General features: G+C 65.7%; 16 protein-coding genes, 1 other RNA gene and 1 riboswitch. Of the genes, 9 read left to right on the plus strand and 8 right to left on the minus strand.

Translation table 11 applies throughout. From position 1 onward, the window contains the following. Window positions 1-200 precede the first annotated feature (200 nt). Window positions 201-617, minus strand: coding sequence for a DoxX family protein (locus FVF58_RS19705; protein WP_149671549.1), 417 nt, complete (start codon window positions 615-617; stop codon window positions 201-203). 139 nt (window positions 618-756) lie between these two features. Beyond that, a complete protein-coding gene (locus tag FVF58_RS19710; RefSeq protein WP_149671642.1) occupies window positions 757-2,226 on the minus strand; it encodes a cobyric acid synthase in 1,470 nt (489 codons plus the stop codon). 437 nt (window positions 2,227-2,663) lie between these two features. Between FVF58_RS19710 and cobU the strand changes: the two genes are divergently transcribed. The 4 genes from cobU to FVF58_RS19730 all read left to right on the plus strand — a co-directional run bounded on the left by cobU (window position 2,664) and on the right by FVF58_RS19730 (window position 6,209). After that, window positions 2,664-3,218 carry a bifunctional adenosylcobinamide kinase/adenosylcobinamide-phosphate guanylyltransferase gene (gene cobU / locus FVF58_RS19715; RefSeq protein ID WP_149671550.1) on the plus strand — a complete coding sequence of 185 codons (555 nt, stop codon included), beginning with the start codon at window positions 2,664-2,666 and terminating at the stop codon, window positions 3,216-3,218. After that, entirely contained in the window at window positions 3,218-4,153 is a 936-nt protein-coding gene (gene cbiB / locus FVF58_RS19720; RefSeq protein WP_149671551.1) for an adenosylcobinamide-phosphate synthase CbiB, read from the plus strand. Before cobU ends, cbiB begins: the two co-directional genes overlap by 1 nt. 4 nt (window positions 4,154-4,157) lie before the next feature. After that, window positions 4,158-5,201, plus strand: coding sequence for a threonine-phosphate decarboxylase CobD (gene cobD / locus FVF58_RS19725; protein ID WP_149671552.1), 1,044 nt, complete (start codon window positions 4,158-4,160; stop codon window positions 5,199-5,201). Between the two features lie 87 nt (window positions 5,202-5,288). Beyond that, a complete protein-coding gene (locus tag FVF58_RS19730) occupies window positions 5,289-6,209 on the plus strand; it encodes a cobalamin-binding protein (protein ID WP_149671643.1) in 921 nt (306 codons plus the stop codon). A 6-nt stretch (window positions 6,210-6,215) separates the two neighbouring features. Here FVF58_RS19730 and cobC read toward each other — a convergent pair whose 3' ends face one another. From cobC to FVF58_RS19760, 6 genes are read right to left on the minus strand one after another with little or no spacing between them, the layout of a single operon-like run. Further along, the gene (gene cobC / locus FVF58_RS19735) at window positions 6,216-6,806 is read right to left on the minus strand and encodes an alpha-ribazole phosphatase (protein WP_149671553.1); all 591 of its coding nucleotides are present in this window, start codon (window positions 6,804-6,806) and stop codon (window positions 6,216-6,218) included. Next, window positions 6,791-7,567 carry an adenosylcobinamide-GDP ribazoletransferase gene (locus FVF58_RS19740; protein WP_149671554.1) on the minus strand — a complete coding sequence of 259 codons (777 nt, stop codon included), beginning with the start codon at window positions 7,565-7,567 and terminating at the stop codon, window positions 6,791-6,793. The genes cobC and FVF58_RS19740 overlap by 16 nt, the downstream gene beginning before the upstream one ends. A 37-nt stretch (window positions 7,568-7,604) precedes the next feature. Further along, window positions 7,605-8,666, minus strand: coding sequence for a nicotinate-nucleotide--dimethylbenzimidazole phosphoribosyltransferase (gene cobT, locus FVF58_RS19745; protein ID WP_149671555.1), 1,062 nt, complete (start codon window positions 8,664-8,666; stop codon window positions 7,605-7,607). Between the two features lie 37 nt (window positions 8,667-8,703). Further along, complete coding sequence (locus tag FVF58_RS19750; RefSeq protein WP_149671644.1) at window positions 8,704-9,543, minus strand: ABC transporter ATP-binding protein; 840 nt, start codon at window positions 9,541-9,543, stop codon at window positions 8,704-8,706. Beyond that, window positions 9,543-10,604 (minus strand): FecCD family ABC transporter permease, encoded by a 1,062-nt coding sequence (locus FVF58_RS19755; protein WP_149671556.1) that lies wholly within the window; start codon window positions 10,602-10,604, stop codon window positions 9,543-9,545. The genes FVF58_RS19750 and FVF58_RS19755 overlap by 1 nt, the downstream gene beginning before the upstream one ends. A 27-nt stretch (window positions 10,605-10,631) precedes the next feature. Beyond that, window positions 10,632-12,602 (minus strand): TonB-dependent receptor domain-containing protein, encoded by a 1,971-nt coding sequence (locus tag FVF58_RS19760; RefSeq protein WP_149671557.1) that lies wholly within the window; start codon window positions 12,600-12,602, stop codon window positions 10,632-10,634. Between the two features lie 92 nt (window positions 12,603-12,694). Next, window positions 12,695-12,955: riboswitch (cobalamin riboswitch) on the minus strand. Window positions 12,956-13,163: 208 nt separating this feature from the next. On the opposite strand from FVF58_RS19760, the gene FVF58_RS19765 reads away from it, so the two are divergent. From FVF58_RS19765 to FVF58_RS19785, 5 genes are all read left to right on the plus strand, one after another. Beyond that, window positions 13,164-13,520: an ATPase gene (locus tag FVF58_RS19765; RefSeq protein ID WP_149671558.1), complete on the plus strand. Its 357-nt coding sequence runs from the start codon at window positions 13,164-13,166 to the stop codon at window positions 13,518-13,520. After that, a complete protein-coding gene (locus tag FVF58_RS19770; RefSeq protein ID WP_149671559.1) occupies window positions 13,517-13,831 on the plus strand; it encodes a cell division protein ZapA in 315 nt (104 codons plus the stop codon). Before FVF58_RS19765 ends, FVF58_RS19770 begins: the two co-directional genes overlap by 4 nt. Before the next feature lie 102 nt (window positions 13,832-13,933). Then, window positions 13,934-14,115: non-coding RNA, 6S RNA (ssrS, locus tag FVF58_RS19775), on the plus strand. A 133-nt stretch (window positions 14,116-14,248) separates the two neighbouring features. Then, window positions 14,249-14,707 (plus strand): EVE domain-containing protein, encoded by a 459-nt coding sequence (locus FVF58_RS19780; protein WP_149671560.1) that lies wholly within the window; start codon window positions 14,249-14,251, stop codon window positions 14,705-14,707. A gap of 223 nt (window positions 14,708-14,930) precedes the next feature. Then, window positions 14,931-15,662, plus strand: a complete 732-nt coding sequence (locus tag FVF58_RS19785; protein ID WP_149671561.1) for an SIMPL domain-containing protein — start codon at window positions 14,931-14,933, stop codon at window positions 15,660-15,662. Window positions 15,663-15,794 lie beyond the last annotated feature (132 nt).

The raw sequence follows: 15,794 nt of genomic DNA on the forward strand, positions 1-15,794 counted from the left end.
TCCTCCGGTGACGAGACGAAGCGTTTGATGTAAGAAAGCACGCGGCGTGATGGCGCGTGCTTTTTTTGTTGGCACGGTGGGATCAGGCCGCAGGGGATTTTGGCTTCGCGCTCAGCGCTCGCCGACTGGACTGGTCGACGTTCAGCGGCCTCGCCAATTGACCCACTTGCCCGTGACGCCAGCCCCGACCGCTACCGCTCTCAAACAGCCGCCGCGCGCGGCGCCTTCACGCTGCTCATCGCCAGCACACCGCCGCCGAGCAGCGCCTGCACCACCAGCGTCACCGCCCAGAACGCCGGATATTCCCAGCCGCCGTTCGGCGATGCGAAACCCCAACCGTTGTGCAGATGCGCCGACATCGCTCCGAGCATGAACGGCAGCAGCACCAGCGCGACCCAGCGCACCTGCACCCCGAGCAGCAGCGCGATGCCGCCGAGCAGTTCGACCAAGGCCGTCAGATAGCCCAGCCACCCCGGCAGGCCGAGCGAAACGAAGAACTGCGCCGTGCCGGGCAGCGTGAAGACGAAAATCTTCTGCAGACTGTGGGCGAGATACAGCACACCCAAGGCAACGCGCAGCAGTAACGCGGCCAGATCGGGAAAGCGGTTCGAGTTCATGAAGAGTCCTTGATGGAGAGAACGGCCGGCAGCCGTCGATGGGATGAACTCTATTCGAACCATTTGAATCGAAAAACCCTCGCCGATAGTTTGATTATTTCCTAGTAAGATTTAATCGCCACATTTTGACCGAACCCGATCAAGGGATCGCCGCAAAGAACTTCGCGAGATCGAGATGTTCGGCAAGCGTGTCGGCCAACCGGTCCAGCGAGGCCTCACGCAGCGCCGGGTAGTCGATTTTCTCGGCATCGCTCAGCCCCGCCCACACGAGCAACGCGCCGCACGCGGCCGGTGTGTCGAACAGGCCGTGCACGTAGGTGGCGAGAATCTGGCCGTCGGCGGAGATCGCGCCGTCCGGATGCGCGTCGCGCGCGCCCTGCGCGTTTTCCAGCTGCAACGCGGGCGTGTCGAGCGCCGGGCCGCGCGTCTCGCCCATGTGAATCTCGTAGCCGGCCACTTCGGGCGAACCGGGCAACGCGAGGCGCCCGGTTACGTTCTTCAGCGTCTTCTCGCGCGTGAGCACCGTCGAGTAGTCGAGCCAGCCGAGCCCGGCCGACGTCCCCGGCGCGCCTTCCACGCCATGCGGATCGGCCACTTCGCGCCCGAGCATCTGCATGCCGCCGCAAATGCCGATCACGCGTCCGCCGTAGCGCAGATGCCTTTGCAACTCCGCGTCCCAGCCTTGCGCGCGCAGAAACGCCAGATCACCGGGCACGTTTTTCGACCCCGGCAGGATGATCAGATCGGCCGGCGGCGGCGGTGTGCCGCTGCGCACGTAGTGAAAATCGACCTGAGGATGCGCGCGCAACGCGTCGAAGTCCGTGTGATTGCTGATATGCGGCAGCACCGGCACGACCACCCGCAACATCCGCCCCGCGCCGCCGCTATGCGCCGCGCGCAACTCGGGCGGCAACATGTCCTCCGCGTCGAGCGTCAGCCCGTGCAGAAAAGGCACGACGCCGAGCACCGGCTTGCCGGTTTGCGCTTCGAGCCAGTCCAGTCCCGGCTGCAGCAAACCGATATCGCCGCGAAAACGGTTGATGATGAAACCGCGCACCCGCGCCTGCTCGCTCGCCGACAGACACGCCAGCGTGCCGGTCAGATGCGCGAACACGCCGCCGCGGTCGATATCGGCTACCAGCACGACCGGGCAATCGACGGCTTCCGCGAAACCCATGTTGGCGATGTCGCGCTCGCGCAGATTGATCTCCGCCGGACTGCCCGCGCCTTCGACGAAGATCGTGTCGTAGGCCGCTTGCAGACGCGCATACGATTCCAGCACCGCTTCGAACGCGACGGGTTTGTAGTCGTGATACGCGCGCGCGTCGAGATTCATGCGCGCCTTGCCGTGAATGATCACCTGTGCGCCGCGATCGCTGGTCGGCTTGAGCAGCACCGGGTTCAGATCGGTATGCGCGGCAATCCCGGCGGCCACCGCCTGCAACGCCTGGGCGCGGCCGATCTCGCCACCATCGACCGTCACCGCGCTGTTGAGCGCCATGTTCTGCGGCTTGAACGGCGCGACCCGCACGCCGGCGCGTCGCGCGAGACGGCACAGGCCGGCGACCAGCGTGCTCTTGCCGGCGTCGGACGTGGTGCCCTGGATCATCAGCGTGCCGCGCGGCACGGGGATGGCGTCGAGCGGGGTCGGGATTGAGGCCGGAGTCGGAGTGGTGGTCACGGTTGTCGGGGGTCGGGGTTCGGCGGTGAAAAGGTGGTGCGGCAAGTAGCAGTGAACGTGGGCGAAGCGGCAAGCGGCAAGCGGCAAGCGGCAAGCGGCAATGCAACCACGACGAAGCAACAACGCCGCCGCAGCAGGAGATCGACTAAGCAAGGCGCAGAAGCACGGCATTCATACCGGCGTCGCGAATCGCCCCGTCGCTGTTCGACTGAACTCGGCAGATGCGGCAACGGCTTGCGCCAACGAGCCGGCAAAAAAGCAGTCCCCTGCAACCCCGCAGCCGTGCATCATGCAGCAACAAAACATCGAGCCCGCGGCATTATCCCATCGCGCCGGCCCGCACTGCACGCCGGTACAATCACACGATGACTCCCCGCGACCTCACCTTCGTTCTCGGCGGCGCCCGTTCGGGCAAGAGCGTGCACGCCGAGCAGCTCGCCAGCGACAGCGCCCTCCCCGTCAGCTACATCGCCACCGCCCGCGTCGCCGATGACGCCGAATTCAGCGCGCGCATCGCGCATCATCGCGCGCGGCGTCCCGCGCATTGGCGCCTCGTCGAAGCGGGCGTCGATCTCGCCGGCGCCGTCACGCAAAGCGACGCGCCCGGCCATTGCCTGCTGGTCGACTGCCTGACGCTGTGGCTCGCCAACCTGCTGTGCCCGGCCGAAGGCGAAGCGCTGCCGCTCGCTCGATATCACGCGCAGGTCGCCGCGCTCGAAGCGGCGCTCACCGGCGCGCGCGGCAAAGTGATCGTGGTCAGCAATGAAATCGGCCTGGGCGTGGTGCCGCTTGGCGCGGCCACGCGTCTTTACGTCGACGAACTCGGCCGCCTCAATCAGCGCATCGCCGCGTTGAGCACGACAGCCACGATGATGGTCGCGGGCTTGCCGCTCGCGTTGAAAACAACAGGCCGCGCGTGATGCTGTCACTTCCTCTAATCGCAACGCTGGCGACCGCGGGCGTGGCCATCGACCGCTGGTTCGGCGAACCGCGCGCCGCGCATCCGCTGGTGGGCTTCGGCCGCTGGGCGGCGCGCCTGGAAAAGCGCTTCAACGTCGGGCGGCGCTTGCGGCTCAAGGGACTGGCCGCGTGGGCACTCGCGGTGCTGCCGCCGGTGCTGATCGCGTGGTGGCTGGTCGCGGTGCTGCCGTTTTTCGCGGCCTGCGCAGTGCATGTCGCGTTGCTGTGGTTCGCGCTCGGCGCGCGCAGTCTGCACGATCACATCGCGCCGATCGCGCGGGCCCTCACCCAACACGATCTCGCGCAAGCGCGCCAGTTGACCGCGCAGATCGTGTCGCGCGACACCGAGCAAGCCGATGAAGCCGCGTTGTCGCGCGCAGCGGTCGAATCGGCGCTCGAAAACGGCAACGACGCGATCTTCGGCGCGCTGTTCTGGTTCGCGATCGCGGGTGGTCCCGGCGCCCTCGGCTTTCGCCTCGCCAACACGCTCGATGCGATGTGGGGTTACCGCACACCGCGCTATTTGCGCTTCGGCTGGGCCGCGGCGCGCCTCGACGATGTGCTCAACTGGATTCCCGCGCGTCTGACCGCCACCAGCTATGCGCTGCTCGGCGACACGCACACCGCCTGGCGTTGCTGGCGCGAGCAGGCGCCCCGCTGGGACAGTCCGAATGCGGGCCCGGTGATGGCGGCCGGCGCCGGCAGCCTGAACGTGCTGGTCGGCGGCCCGGCGGTGTATCACGGCACGCTCGAACACCGCCCGACGCTGGGCTTCGGGCATCCCGCGAAGGCGAGTCACGTGACGGCCGCGCTGGCGCTGGTCGAGCGGACGATCATTCTCTGGCTGGCGGTGCTGATCGTGCTCGCATTGCTGAGTGTGCCCTTTCATGGTTGATCGCATGGCAGACCCGATGACCAGCGCGGCAAACGACGTAGTGGTTCACGGCGGCAATCTGCACGAAGCGGCCGAGCGCTACGGCATTCCGTACGCGCAGTGGCTCGACTTGTCGACCGGCATCAATCCACACGGCTATCCCGTGCCGCCGGTTCCCGCCGATGCCTGGCGCCGCCTGCCCGACGAAGGCGACGGCTTCGCTGCCTGCGCCGCGCGCTATTACGGCGCGCCGGATGCGGCGCACGTGCTGCCCGTCGCCGGCAGCCAGGCGGCGATTCGCACGCTGCCCGCGTTGCTGCCGCGTGCGACGGTCGGCATCGCGCCGCTCACGTACAGCGAATATGCACCCGCGTTCGCACGGGCCGGGCATCGCGTCGCGCCGCTCGACGTGCGCTGGGACAGCCTGCCCGACGCGCTCACTCACGCAGTCGTCGTGAATCCTAACAATCCGACGGCCGCGCATCTGAACGCCGGGAAGCTGTTGCATTGGCATGCCCAGTTGCGCGCGCGCGGCGGCACGCTGCTGGTCGACGAAGCCTTCGCCGATACGATGCCGACGGCGTCGCTCGCGGCGAGCACGCATCTCGACGGCCTGATCGTGTTGCGCTCGCCGGGCAAATTCTTCGGGCTCGCCGGTGTGCGCGCGGGGTTCGTGCTTGGTGCGCCCGCGTTGCTCGACGCGTTGCGCCGGTCGCTCGGCGCGTGGACGGTTAGCGGACCCGCGCGTCATGCGGTCAAAGCCGCGTTCGCCGACGAAGCATGGCAACGGCAAATGCGCGCGCGGCTCGACAGCGAAAGCGCGCGGCTGGCCCGCCTCCTGTACGCTCGAGGTTTCGCTACGCACAGCACCCCGCTCTTCGCGTGGACCGACGACGCGCGCGCCGCCGCCTTGCATGAATTGTTGGCGCAACATGGCGTGTGGACGCGGCTTTTCGCGTCGTCGGGCGGCGTGCGTTTCGGCTTGCCCGCGAGCGATGGCGAATGGGCGCGCTTCGACGAAAGCTTGCGCGCAGCGGTACAGGCCATCGACCCCACGCGAACTGCTTGAAATGAAGCAGCACACGCGGCCGTGCCGCGCTCCCTCGCGCTCATCACGCCCGCCACACGCGCAATGCGCTTTCAACCTCCCCGCCCGATGATCCGTCTCGCCCGCTTCGTTCCGAACCTCATCGCCGCTGCGCTCTGCACCACCGCGCTGCCCACGCACGCCGCGATCACCGTCACCGACGACACCGGCGCAACCGTCACGCTGTCCGCACCGGCGCAACGCGTGATCAGCCTCGCGCCGCACGTCACCGAACTGCTGTATGCGGCGGGCGGCGGCGCAAAAATAGTCGGCGCGGTGTCATATAGCGACTACCCGCCCGAAGCGAAGCAACTGCCACGCGTCGGCGACAACAAGGCGCTCGATCTCGAGCGCATCGTCGCGTTGCAGCCCGATCTGATCGTCGTGTGGCGGCACGGCAATGCGCAGCGGCAACTCGATCGTCTGCGCGAACTGCACGTGCCGCTGTTCTTCAGCGAGCCGCATCATCTGGACGACGTGGCCCTGTCGCTGACGAAGCTCGGCCAATTGCTCGGCACGTCGTCGAGCGCCGATACGGCTGCTGCCGCATACCGCCGCGACATCGCGCGCTTGCGCACGCAGTATGCGAGCCGGCCGCCCGTCAGCGTGTTCTATCAGGTGTGGGACAAGCCGTTGATGACGCTCAACGGCGAGCATATGGTCAGCGACGTCATCACACTGTGCGGCGGGCGCAACGTGTTCGCGGGACTTCAGCCGCTGGTGCCGACCGTCTCGACCGAAGCGGTGCTCGCCGCCAATCCCGAAGCAATCATCACCGCAGCGCCGGGCGCGACCCAGCCCGACACCAGCTTGCCGCGGCTCGACACATGGCGCGCATGGCCGGGTCTGACCGCGGTCGCGCACCACAACCTGTTCGCGATCGACGGCGACCTCATCAACCGGCCGGCGCCGCGCATCGCGCAAGGCGCGCAGCAGCTGTGCGAAGACCTGGAAACGGCGCGCTCGCGCAGAAAGCCCGTCGCACCGTGACGCGGCTCACGCGTTCCAGCGCGCCAGCACCCACTGCTGCGACTCGTCGTCGCGACGCAGCCAGACGATCCCGGCCATATCGAGCGACCATCTCAAGCAGCGCTCCAGCGCCACGTCCAGCACCAGCGATGCGATCACCCGCATCACGCCGGCATGTGTGACCACATACGCGGGCGACAGCTCGCGCGTTTGCGCGAACGCCTCGAGCCACGCGCGCACTCGCCCGACGAATTGCGCGACGCTCTCGCCGCCATGCACGCGCGCGTGCTCGAAATTGGCGGCCCATTCGTCGAGCAGCGCGCGATCAATCTGATCCCAGCGCTGCGTCTCCCAGTCGCCGAAATTCATTTCCTTCAGCCGGTCGTCGTGACTGAGCACGCAGCCGAAATCGTTCGCCATCTCGGCGGCGAGCGCCGAGCAGCGCGTCAATGGACTCGACATCAACACGCGCGGCGCCGGCACCTGCAGCTTGGCGAGCTTCAGCGCGAGTGCGCTCGCCGAGATCTCGGCGGCGTCGGCGAGCGCGACATCGCTGTGGCCGTAGCACACGCCCGGATCGAGCGCGACGGCGGGATGACGAATCAGGACGATATCCATGCAAGCCCCACCAGGTAGATGCTCAATTCGAAAATCTGCTGCGCGAAGCCGAGGCAGTCGCCGGTGTAACCGCCAATGCGTCTAACGAAGTAACGGCCCATCACAAGGCGAAGCACGATCAGCACCGCGAACATCGAGCCCGCGAAGCGCCAATCCGGCGCGCCTGGTCCGTTCGGCCACAATAGCCACGGCAGACCGAACAGCGCCGCGCACAGCAATGCCGGACCGCTCAGGCGCTGCGCGACCGGCTTGGCTTTGCCTTCGGCGCGCACGTAGTCGAGCGTGGCCAGATAACTGATCGCACAAGCACGGCTCGCCGCATGCGCGGCAATCATCAGACTTGCGGCGCGCAGAGGCGGCAACGCGGCTAGCGTCTGCCACTTCAAAGCGAGCGCGATCACCAGCGCGATGGCGCCGAAAGCACCGATGCGTGAGTCATGCATGATGCGCAACGCATCGTCTCGCTTATATGCGCCACCGAACGCATCGACGCAATCAGCGAGACCGTCCTCGTGAAAGGCGCCTGTCACCAGCAGCGACGCGGCCATCGACAGCAGCACCGCCACGCCCGCCGGAAACACATGCTGCGCCGCCAGATAGACGAGCGCGCTGAACGCACCGACCAGGCCGCCGACCAATGGAAAATAGCGCGCCGCCGCGTTCAGATAGTGCGGCTCGAAGCCGACCCAGCGCGGCACGGGCACGCGCGTGAAATAACCGAGCGCCGTGAAGAAATAGCGCAGTTCCGCGAGCGGGTTCATGAGCGGGCCGAATGCAGGTTCGTTGTGATGAAGCGCCTCAAGCTTCGCGATTCGCGATGCCGGCCGAATCGAAGCTCGCCATCTCGTTGACGAACGCCACCGCCGCACGCAGCAGCGGCACGGCAAGCGCCGCGCCGGTGCCTTCGCCGAGCCGCATGTCGAGCGACAGCAACGGCAGCGCGCCGAAATGATCGAGCATGCGCCGGTGCCCCGCCTCGTTCGATGCATGCGCGAACACGCAGTACTCGCGCACGTTCGGCGCCAATGCATCGGCGACCAGCAGCGCCGAGCTCGCGATGAAGCCGTCGACGAGGATCGTCATGCGCGCTTCGGCAGCCGCGAGATACGCGCCGGCCATCATCGCAATCTCGAAGCCGCCGAAGGTGGCGAGCACGTCGAGCGGACCGATCGCCGCGGCATGATGCGCGAGCGCCGCCGCGAGCACGTTGCGCTTCTTCGCGAGCCCTGCGTCGTCGAGACCGGTGCCTCGGCCGACGCATTCGTCGATCGGCACGCCGCACAAACGGCTCATCAGGCACGCGGCCGACGACGTGTTCGCAATCCCCATCTCACCGAAGCCGATCACGTTGGTGCCGAGCGCCGCGTGATGGCGCACGCGCGCCGCGCCCGCCTGCATCGCCGCGAGCGCCTCGCCGGACGTCATCGCGGGCTCATGCGCGAAGTTGCGCGTGCCGCGCGCCACCGGAATGTCGACGAGTCCATCCGTCGACGAAAGCGGCGTCGCGATGCCCGCGTTGACCACTTCGAGTTCGAGCCCGGCGACCCGGCTCAACGCATTGATGGCCGCGCCGCCCGCGAGAAAATTGGCGACCATCTGCGCAGTCACCGCTTGCGGATACGGGCTCACGCCTTCGGCGGCAATCCCGTGGTCGCCGGCGAACACGATCATCGCCGGGCGCTGCACGGTAGGCCGCGTGGTGCGCTGGATCAGGCCCATCTGACGCGCGAGCGTTTCGAGCCGGCCAAGACTGCCGGGCGGCTTGGTCTTGGTATCGATGATGTGTTGCAACTCGCCGCGCAGTGTTTGATCGAGCGCAGCGACTTCGGGCAAACCGGCCGGGCGTGGCAAAGAAGTCATGGACGTGGTCTGGAAAGAGAGTGATTGGATAAAAGGGCTAGCCTGCCGGCAAGTCATTGCCGGCAGGCGATTCGTGACGCGCACGCGGCGCGGGAATCAGCGCCTCGTGTTCGCCGTCGCGAATCAGGATCAATGGATAACCGAACGCGCGGCTCGTCAACGTGGGCGTGAGCACGTCATGCACCGCTCCGGCATACGCGCCGCCCTCGCCGTCGAGCAGCAGCGCGTGCGTCGCGAAGCGGCGCGCGAGATTCAGGTCGTGGCAGGAAAACATCACGGTGCGCCCCGGTTCACGTGTCCATGCGGCGAGTGCTTCGAGGCAATCGATCTGATGATGCAGATCGAGATGCGACAAGGGTTCGTCGAGCAGCAAAAGCGGCGCGTCCTGGCATAGCACCGCCGCCAGCGCCACGCGTTGGCGCTCGCCGCCCGACAACGACAGCACGTCGCGCGCAGCGAATGCGCCAAGGCCCAACAGATCCAGCGCGGCGTGCGCGGCGGCGCGATCAGCAGCGCGCTCCCAACCCCAGCCGCTCAGATGCGGAAAGCGATTCAGCAGCACGATATCGAGCACGCTCGCGCTGAACGCGTCGGCTGCGCTTTGCGGCATCAGCGCGCGGCGCTGCGCGAGCGGCAGTGCACGCCAGTCGGACACGCGCATGCCATCCAGTTCGACATGGCCCGCCGCCGGCCGCGACAGACCCGCAAGCGTCGACAGCAACGTGGTCTTGCCCGCGCCGTTCGGCCCGGCGACGCACCAGATCTCGCCCGCATAGAAGGTGTGCGTGAATGCGTCGAGCAAGGTGCGCGCACCGGCGCGCAAGGTCAGATGTTGCGCGCTCAGAGCAGGATGGGACACGGTGGCGGGTGATTGCATCATCGGCGCCTGCGCAACAGCATCCAGAGGAATACCGGCACGCCGACGATCGACGTGATCACGCCGACCGGCAATTGCGCCGGCGCGATCACGGTCCGCGCGATCAGGTCCGCGCCCATCACCGCGACGCCGCCGCCGAGCGCCGCGGCCGGCAGCAGCATGCGTTGATCGTTGCCGAACGCGAGCCGCAACATGTGCGGCACCACTAGGCCGACAAAGCCGATGGTGCCCGCCGTCGTCACGGCAGCGGCGGCCGCGAGCGACGCCACCAGATACACGCGCAAGCGCAGCGGCAGCACCGCGACGCCCAACGCCTGCGCGGCTGCGTCGCCACGCAGCAGCACGTTCAGACGCGGCGCCGCCGGCACGATCGCCAGCAATGAGACGATGAGCGCGGCGAGCGCGGTCCACGGCATCGCGCCGCCGTTCAGATCGCCGGTCAGCCAGAACAGCATGCCGCGCAACCGGCTGTCGGGCGCGATGTTGAGCAGCAGCGTGATGAGCGCGCCCCACCCCGCCGCGATCACCGCGCCGGTCAGCAGCAAACGCGGCGACGTGTCCTGCGGCTCGCCGCGCCACAACTCGCGGCGCGCGAGGCCGAGCACCAGCAGGATCGATACGAAAGCGCCGGCGAACGCGCTGGCGTCGACGATCCACCACGCGCAGCCGGCGATCATCGCGACCAGCGCGAACGTCGCCGCGCCGCCCGACACGCCCAGCACATAGGGTTCGGCAAGCGGGTTGCGCAACAGCACCTGTAACAGCGCGCCGGCCAACGCGAGTAACGCGCCGCAGGCGAAGCCCGCCACCGCGCGCGGCAAACGCAGCGTGCGCACGATCTCGCCGGCAAGATCGGACGATGCGGCCGACCCGGGCGGCAACGCGTGCGACGGCAACAGCGCTGCCAGCACGCGCGCAGGCGCGAGCGACACACTGCCCAGCGCGAGCGACGCCATCAGCACGGCCAGCGCGATCACCACGAGCGCGAGCCAGATCGCGGCTGCGCGCTTCGCGCTCATCACGCGCAGGGTCGCGGGCAACGAGTCCGCATGACGGTTCATCCGCGCGACCTCAACGCAGTGCAACCATCACTGCTGCTGCCAACCGACCGTGACATACGCACCGCGTCCCGGCGAGTTATACGAGTAGGCCGTTTCATAGTCCTTGTTGAACAGGTTCTGGATTTGCGCGGCCACGTACCACGCTTTCGTGATGTGGTAGCGCGCCGACACATTCACGATGCCGTAGCCGCCCAGCTTGCCGCTGCTGTCCTCGCGCGGGCCGCTCACGATCCACTCGCCGCCGACGCGCCATCCCGCGATGCTGCGATTCACCGCCAGCGAACCGAAACGCCGCGCGCGCCGCACGAGGTCGACATCGTTGTCGAGGTCGACGGGATTTTGCAGCGTCAGCGATGCGCGCACGTCCGTCTTGCCGACATGCCCGCTCCACGATCCTTCGAGCCCCTGCACCTTCGCATGGCCGACGTTTTCGGCCAGATAGATGCCGGGCGTCACCTGCGCGTACTCGATCAGATTCGAATAGCGCGTCTGGAATGCGCTCACACGCATCACGCCGAGTGCGCTCGACGCGTACTGCAACGCCGCTTCGATCGAGTGACTGCGCTCCGGCTGGATCGACGGATTGCCGCTTATCGGATAGTACAGATCGTCGAAGCTCGGCGCGCGAAACGAATCCGCGTAGCTTGCGGTTGCCTTCCAGTGCCCGGTAATGTCGAAACCGTAGCCGAGATAGTAACTGTTCGCCCCGCCGAAATCGGAATACTGATCGTGGCGCACGTTGGCCTGAATCTGATTGCGCCCGAAGCGTCCCGCATAGCCGACGAAGCCCGAATCCACACGACGGTCCGGCGCGGCGAACGTGTCGGAGTCGAGGCTCTGGTCGAGATGCTCGTAGCCGACCTGCAGCTTCTGCTGCGCGGCGAATGCGAAATCGTTCTGCCACGTGTACTGGCGATTGTCGGTATCGAAGCGGCCGTTGTATACGCCGTTAGTGTTCGACACGCTGCGGTCATCGCCTTCGGCGACGATGAAGTGCGTGGTCCACCAGTCGGTGAGCTTGCCGTTCGCGAACACCGACGCCTGGCCCACCTTGCTGTACAGGTTGTTCAGATCGGTGGGCACGCCGTACGCGTTGTCGTAGCTGTTGTTGCCGTTCGTCTGGAAGTAGCTGACGCCGGCGTCCCATCGGTCGCTGAACTTGTGACGCAATGACGCCGAGATGCTCTCGTTCAGATAGCCGTTTGCGTTCGGATTGGCATTGGGCGCCTGCTGCGGATTGAGCGACGAAAAGCCGTCGTCCTTCGTGCGTGCAAGCGAGACGCTGAAGGTCGTGCGGCCGTCTTTATCCAGCGCGCCGTTCACGCCCGCCTGCTGCGTCTGCGTGTGATAGCTGCCGTAGCCGAGTGAAAAGTTGAAACGCGGCGGATGGTCGCCGCCGTCTTTCGTGAACACCTGGACCACGCCGCCGATCGCACCCGACCCGTATAACGCAGACACGTTACCGTTCACCACTTCGACGTGATCGAGCTGGTCGAGTGGAATCTGCCCGAGTTGCGGCGCGCCGAGACTCACCGAATCGACCCGCACGCCGTCGATCAGCAACAGCGTTTGGGTCGACGAAGCACCGCGCAAAAAGAGGCTCGCCGTCGATCCAGGGCCGCCTGTACGCGAGATTTGCGCGCCGGGTGCGAGTTGCAGCAGGCCGGGCAAGTCGGTGGCGGTGGTCTCGGCGATATCCTGCTGATCGAATAGCGAGGTCTGCGGAATCGCATCGGCGAGCGCTTGCGGCCCGCGTTCCGCGGTGACGACGACCGGCGACAACACGGTGAACGATGCATTCGCTGAGGCGGCATCCGCATCGGCTGCGGACGAAGATGAAGACGGCGTTGCAGATGCAGTGGAAGATTCAGACGCAATCGCAGCGGCGGACGCTGAAGCAGCAGACGACTCAGGGGACGATGCAGCAGCCTGAGCATGCGCGACGAGCGGCAAGCCCGCAAAAGCGAGCAATGTCGCGCGGGCGATGGGGCACAGCATGGGATGGCATTCCTGTGAATAGCGGGCGCGGCCCGCTTCCCCGCAGGCCGATGCATAACGAGGCAACCCACGCCATTAACATTTTCGCGGGGGACGTACCTCTCCCTCTGGCCGGTATCCGGGCTGGCGACACATCGATCCCGCCTTCCCACGCGTAACGCGCAGTGGCACACTCGCATGTTGAACTTCGAACACGCGTCGGGATCGACCTGCATGACGAATGCGGTCGCTTACCGTTGCGGGGGCAGCGCAGTTTCGCGCGTTCAGTTCATCTGAACGGCGCGTTCTGCTTCCCGTTTCACTGCGCGCACTGTGGACAAGCGCGCGCGGGCACCAGAGTGCGCGCAGTTTATGAGCGGGCTCGAAGTGCGTCAAGAAAGGTCAATCCGCGCGCACTCTGTTTCTGTAAAGTGCAGGCTATTGTCCGATGGGCGAGTACTTTTTCATCATATGGTCGGTAAAAGCCTGCACAAAGCGATGTTGTTACGTCTCGAAACGAGACAATTGTCGGAACCTGCAATATTCCGCGCTAAAATGCGATGTCTTTAGAGGACGCAGCACATGCTCACCGAACTCGAATCACTCTCACAGAATATCGGCAAGCTGATTGCGATCAGCCAGCGCCACCATGAAGCGCGGCTCGCGCTCGAAGAGCAGCTCGCCCAGTCGCGTGCCGAAGCGCAAGCAACGCGCACGGAACTTGCGCTGTTGCGCGAGGAGCGCGATGCGCTGCAAGCGGAACGCGACACGCTGTCCGCCAAGATCGACGACGCTCAGGTGCGCCTGAATGCGATTCTCGAAAAACTGCCGCGGGCGCGCGCGAGCAGCGAGCCGGATAACCAGCTCGATCTGCTCGAGCCCGCTCAGCACGCAGTCGAAGCGGAGAGCGACGTTACCCGCCACGGAGAAAATGCATGACCACCAAGCAGATCGAAGTCTCGATCCTCGACGTGCCCTATCGTCTCGCGTGCTCGCCGGAAACGGAAGGCGCGCTGCTCGAAGCGGTCGCCCGCGTCGACGCCGAAATGGCGAAGATCCGCAATAACAGCAACGTGCGCGGCACGGATCGCATTGCTGTCATGGCTGCGCTGTCGCTGGCATCAGAACTGCTTAGGCTGCAATCCAGCGTTCGACACGGAGAAGCATTTCCCGCTGAGGAAATCCGGCGTACAATGCAGCAAATGAACGAACAACTGGGTACTGTGATCGAGCAGTACAGCATGCAGTAACTATCTGCCGGCCGGTCCCGAGATCGGCTGCGGATTCAAACGAAGTACGCGAGCAAGTCTCGGCAAACGTTTGAGTTCAATCGTTTAAGCTTCATCGGTTTAGCTTCCCTGCCTGGTTCGCCAAGGTCATATATTCCTTGAACCAATGCCATGTGCACGGTTGCGGAAATTTGTAGCACGGGTGTGCGCGTCACTCTGTCTGATGTACCCGAAGTGTTGCTAACTGCGACCAATTCTGAACCCCCGGTTCAGGATGCCGGCCTAGCGGCTAAGGCGGGGACCTTATCTGGAACGGCATCGGACTTCGGTCCGGTGCCGTTTTTCTTTGGGCGTCGGTTTTGCTGGGCGTCTCGTTGGCGTTTCATTAGGCTGCGATTGTCTTCCGCATCGTCTAACCTCTAACGTTCAATTCGATTCATGCGCTACTGGCTAATGAAGTCCGAACCGGACGAAGCAAGCATCGACCATCTCGCCAATGCACCGCATCGCACGTTGCCGTGGACCGGTGTGCGAAATTACCAGGCGCGCAACTTCATGCGCGACATGATGCAGGTCGGCGACGGCGTGCTGTTCTATCATTCGAGCTGTCCTGAACCCGGCATTGCCGGGCTGGCGGAAGTCTCATCCACTGCTTATCCGGACCCGACCCAGTTCGACAGGAAGAGTCCGTACTACGACGCGAAGTCGTCGCAGGAAACGCCGCGCTGGTTACTTGTCGACGTGGTGTTCAAGAAGAAGATTCCGCTGATTCCGCTTGCCGCACTGCGCGAGCATGAAGAATTGCGGGACATGCGCGTGCTCGCCAAAGGCAACCGCCTGTCGATCACACCCGTGACCGAGGCCGAATGGCGCTTCATTACCAAGCGGCTCATTTGACGTCTATCACGTTGAATCTGGCGGAGGGCGAACCGTTGGCGCTGCGTCGTATGTCGCGAATGATCACAGCACGCGCGAACGCAGCGCTGATGTCGTGAGCGATGCCGACTCAAGGAACCAAGCCCGGGTTGCACACGCCTAAAGAACCGAACCGCAAACGTCGTGCCACTGCACGGCGTTTGCGCCCCTCGGGCACAACCCCGTTCAAGCAAGGAGTTCAGCCATGACGAAAACAACCGCACGGGCACTCGCACTCGCTCTCGCGTGCACCACGCCTGTCGCGCTCGCACTGACCCCGGCCATAGCGCGCGCCCAAGGCGTGATGCAGTCGCAGCCCTCGGGCGTGCTGTCGCTCAACGCGCAGGCCAGCGCGGAAGTGCCGCAAGACGTCGTCAATATCACGCTGTTTTACGAGCAGCAAGCCAGCGACCCTTCAACGCTCACCGCCACGCTGAACCAGCGTGCCGATTCGGCGCTGCAAAAAGCGCGCGGTGTGAGCGGCGTGACGGCCCGCACGGGTTCGTTCTCGATCTTCCCGTCCACCGATCGTGACGGGCGCATTTCCGCGTGGCGCGGCCGCACGGAAGTCGTGCTCGAATCGCGCGACTTCGGCGCGGCGTCGAAGCTCGCGGGCGAGATGGCCTCGATCATGCAGGTCGGCAACGTGCAGTTCTCGCTATCGCCCGAAGCGCAGCGCGCCGCCGAACAGAAGCTCAGCGGCGAAGCGATCAAATCGTTCCGCGACCAGGCTGCGTCGTCGGCGCAGGCGTTCGGCTTCAGCGGCTATTCGATTCGCGAGGTCAACGTCAATCACAGCGGCGTGATGCCGCGTCCCATGATGATGATGAGCGCGCGCGCGATGGGCGCCGACGCCAAGGGGATGGCGCCGATGCCGCTCGAAGGCGGCACGTCGACGGTGACGGTCAACGTATCGGGCTCGGTGCAGATGAAGTGACGCGCGTGGTTTTGCGGCGGGCGTCCGCGCGCCGCTGTGCCGCTGTGCCGCTGTGCCGCTGCCAAAGAAAACGCCACGGCATGCCGTGGCGTTTTTCATCGAGCACTGGCTACGATAAACCGTAGGTAGCCC

It is taken from the genome of Paraburkholderia panacisoli (assembly GCF_008369935.1).
GTDB lineage: Bacteria > Pseudomonadota > Gammaproteobacteria > Burkholderiales > Burkholderiaceae > Paraburkholderia > Paraburkholderia panacisoli.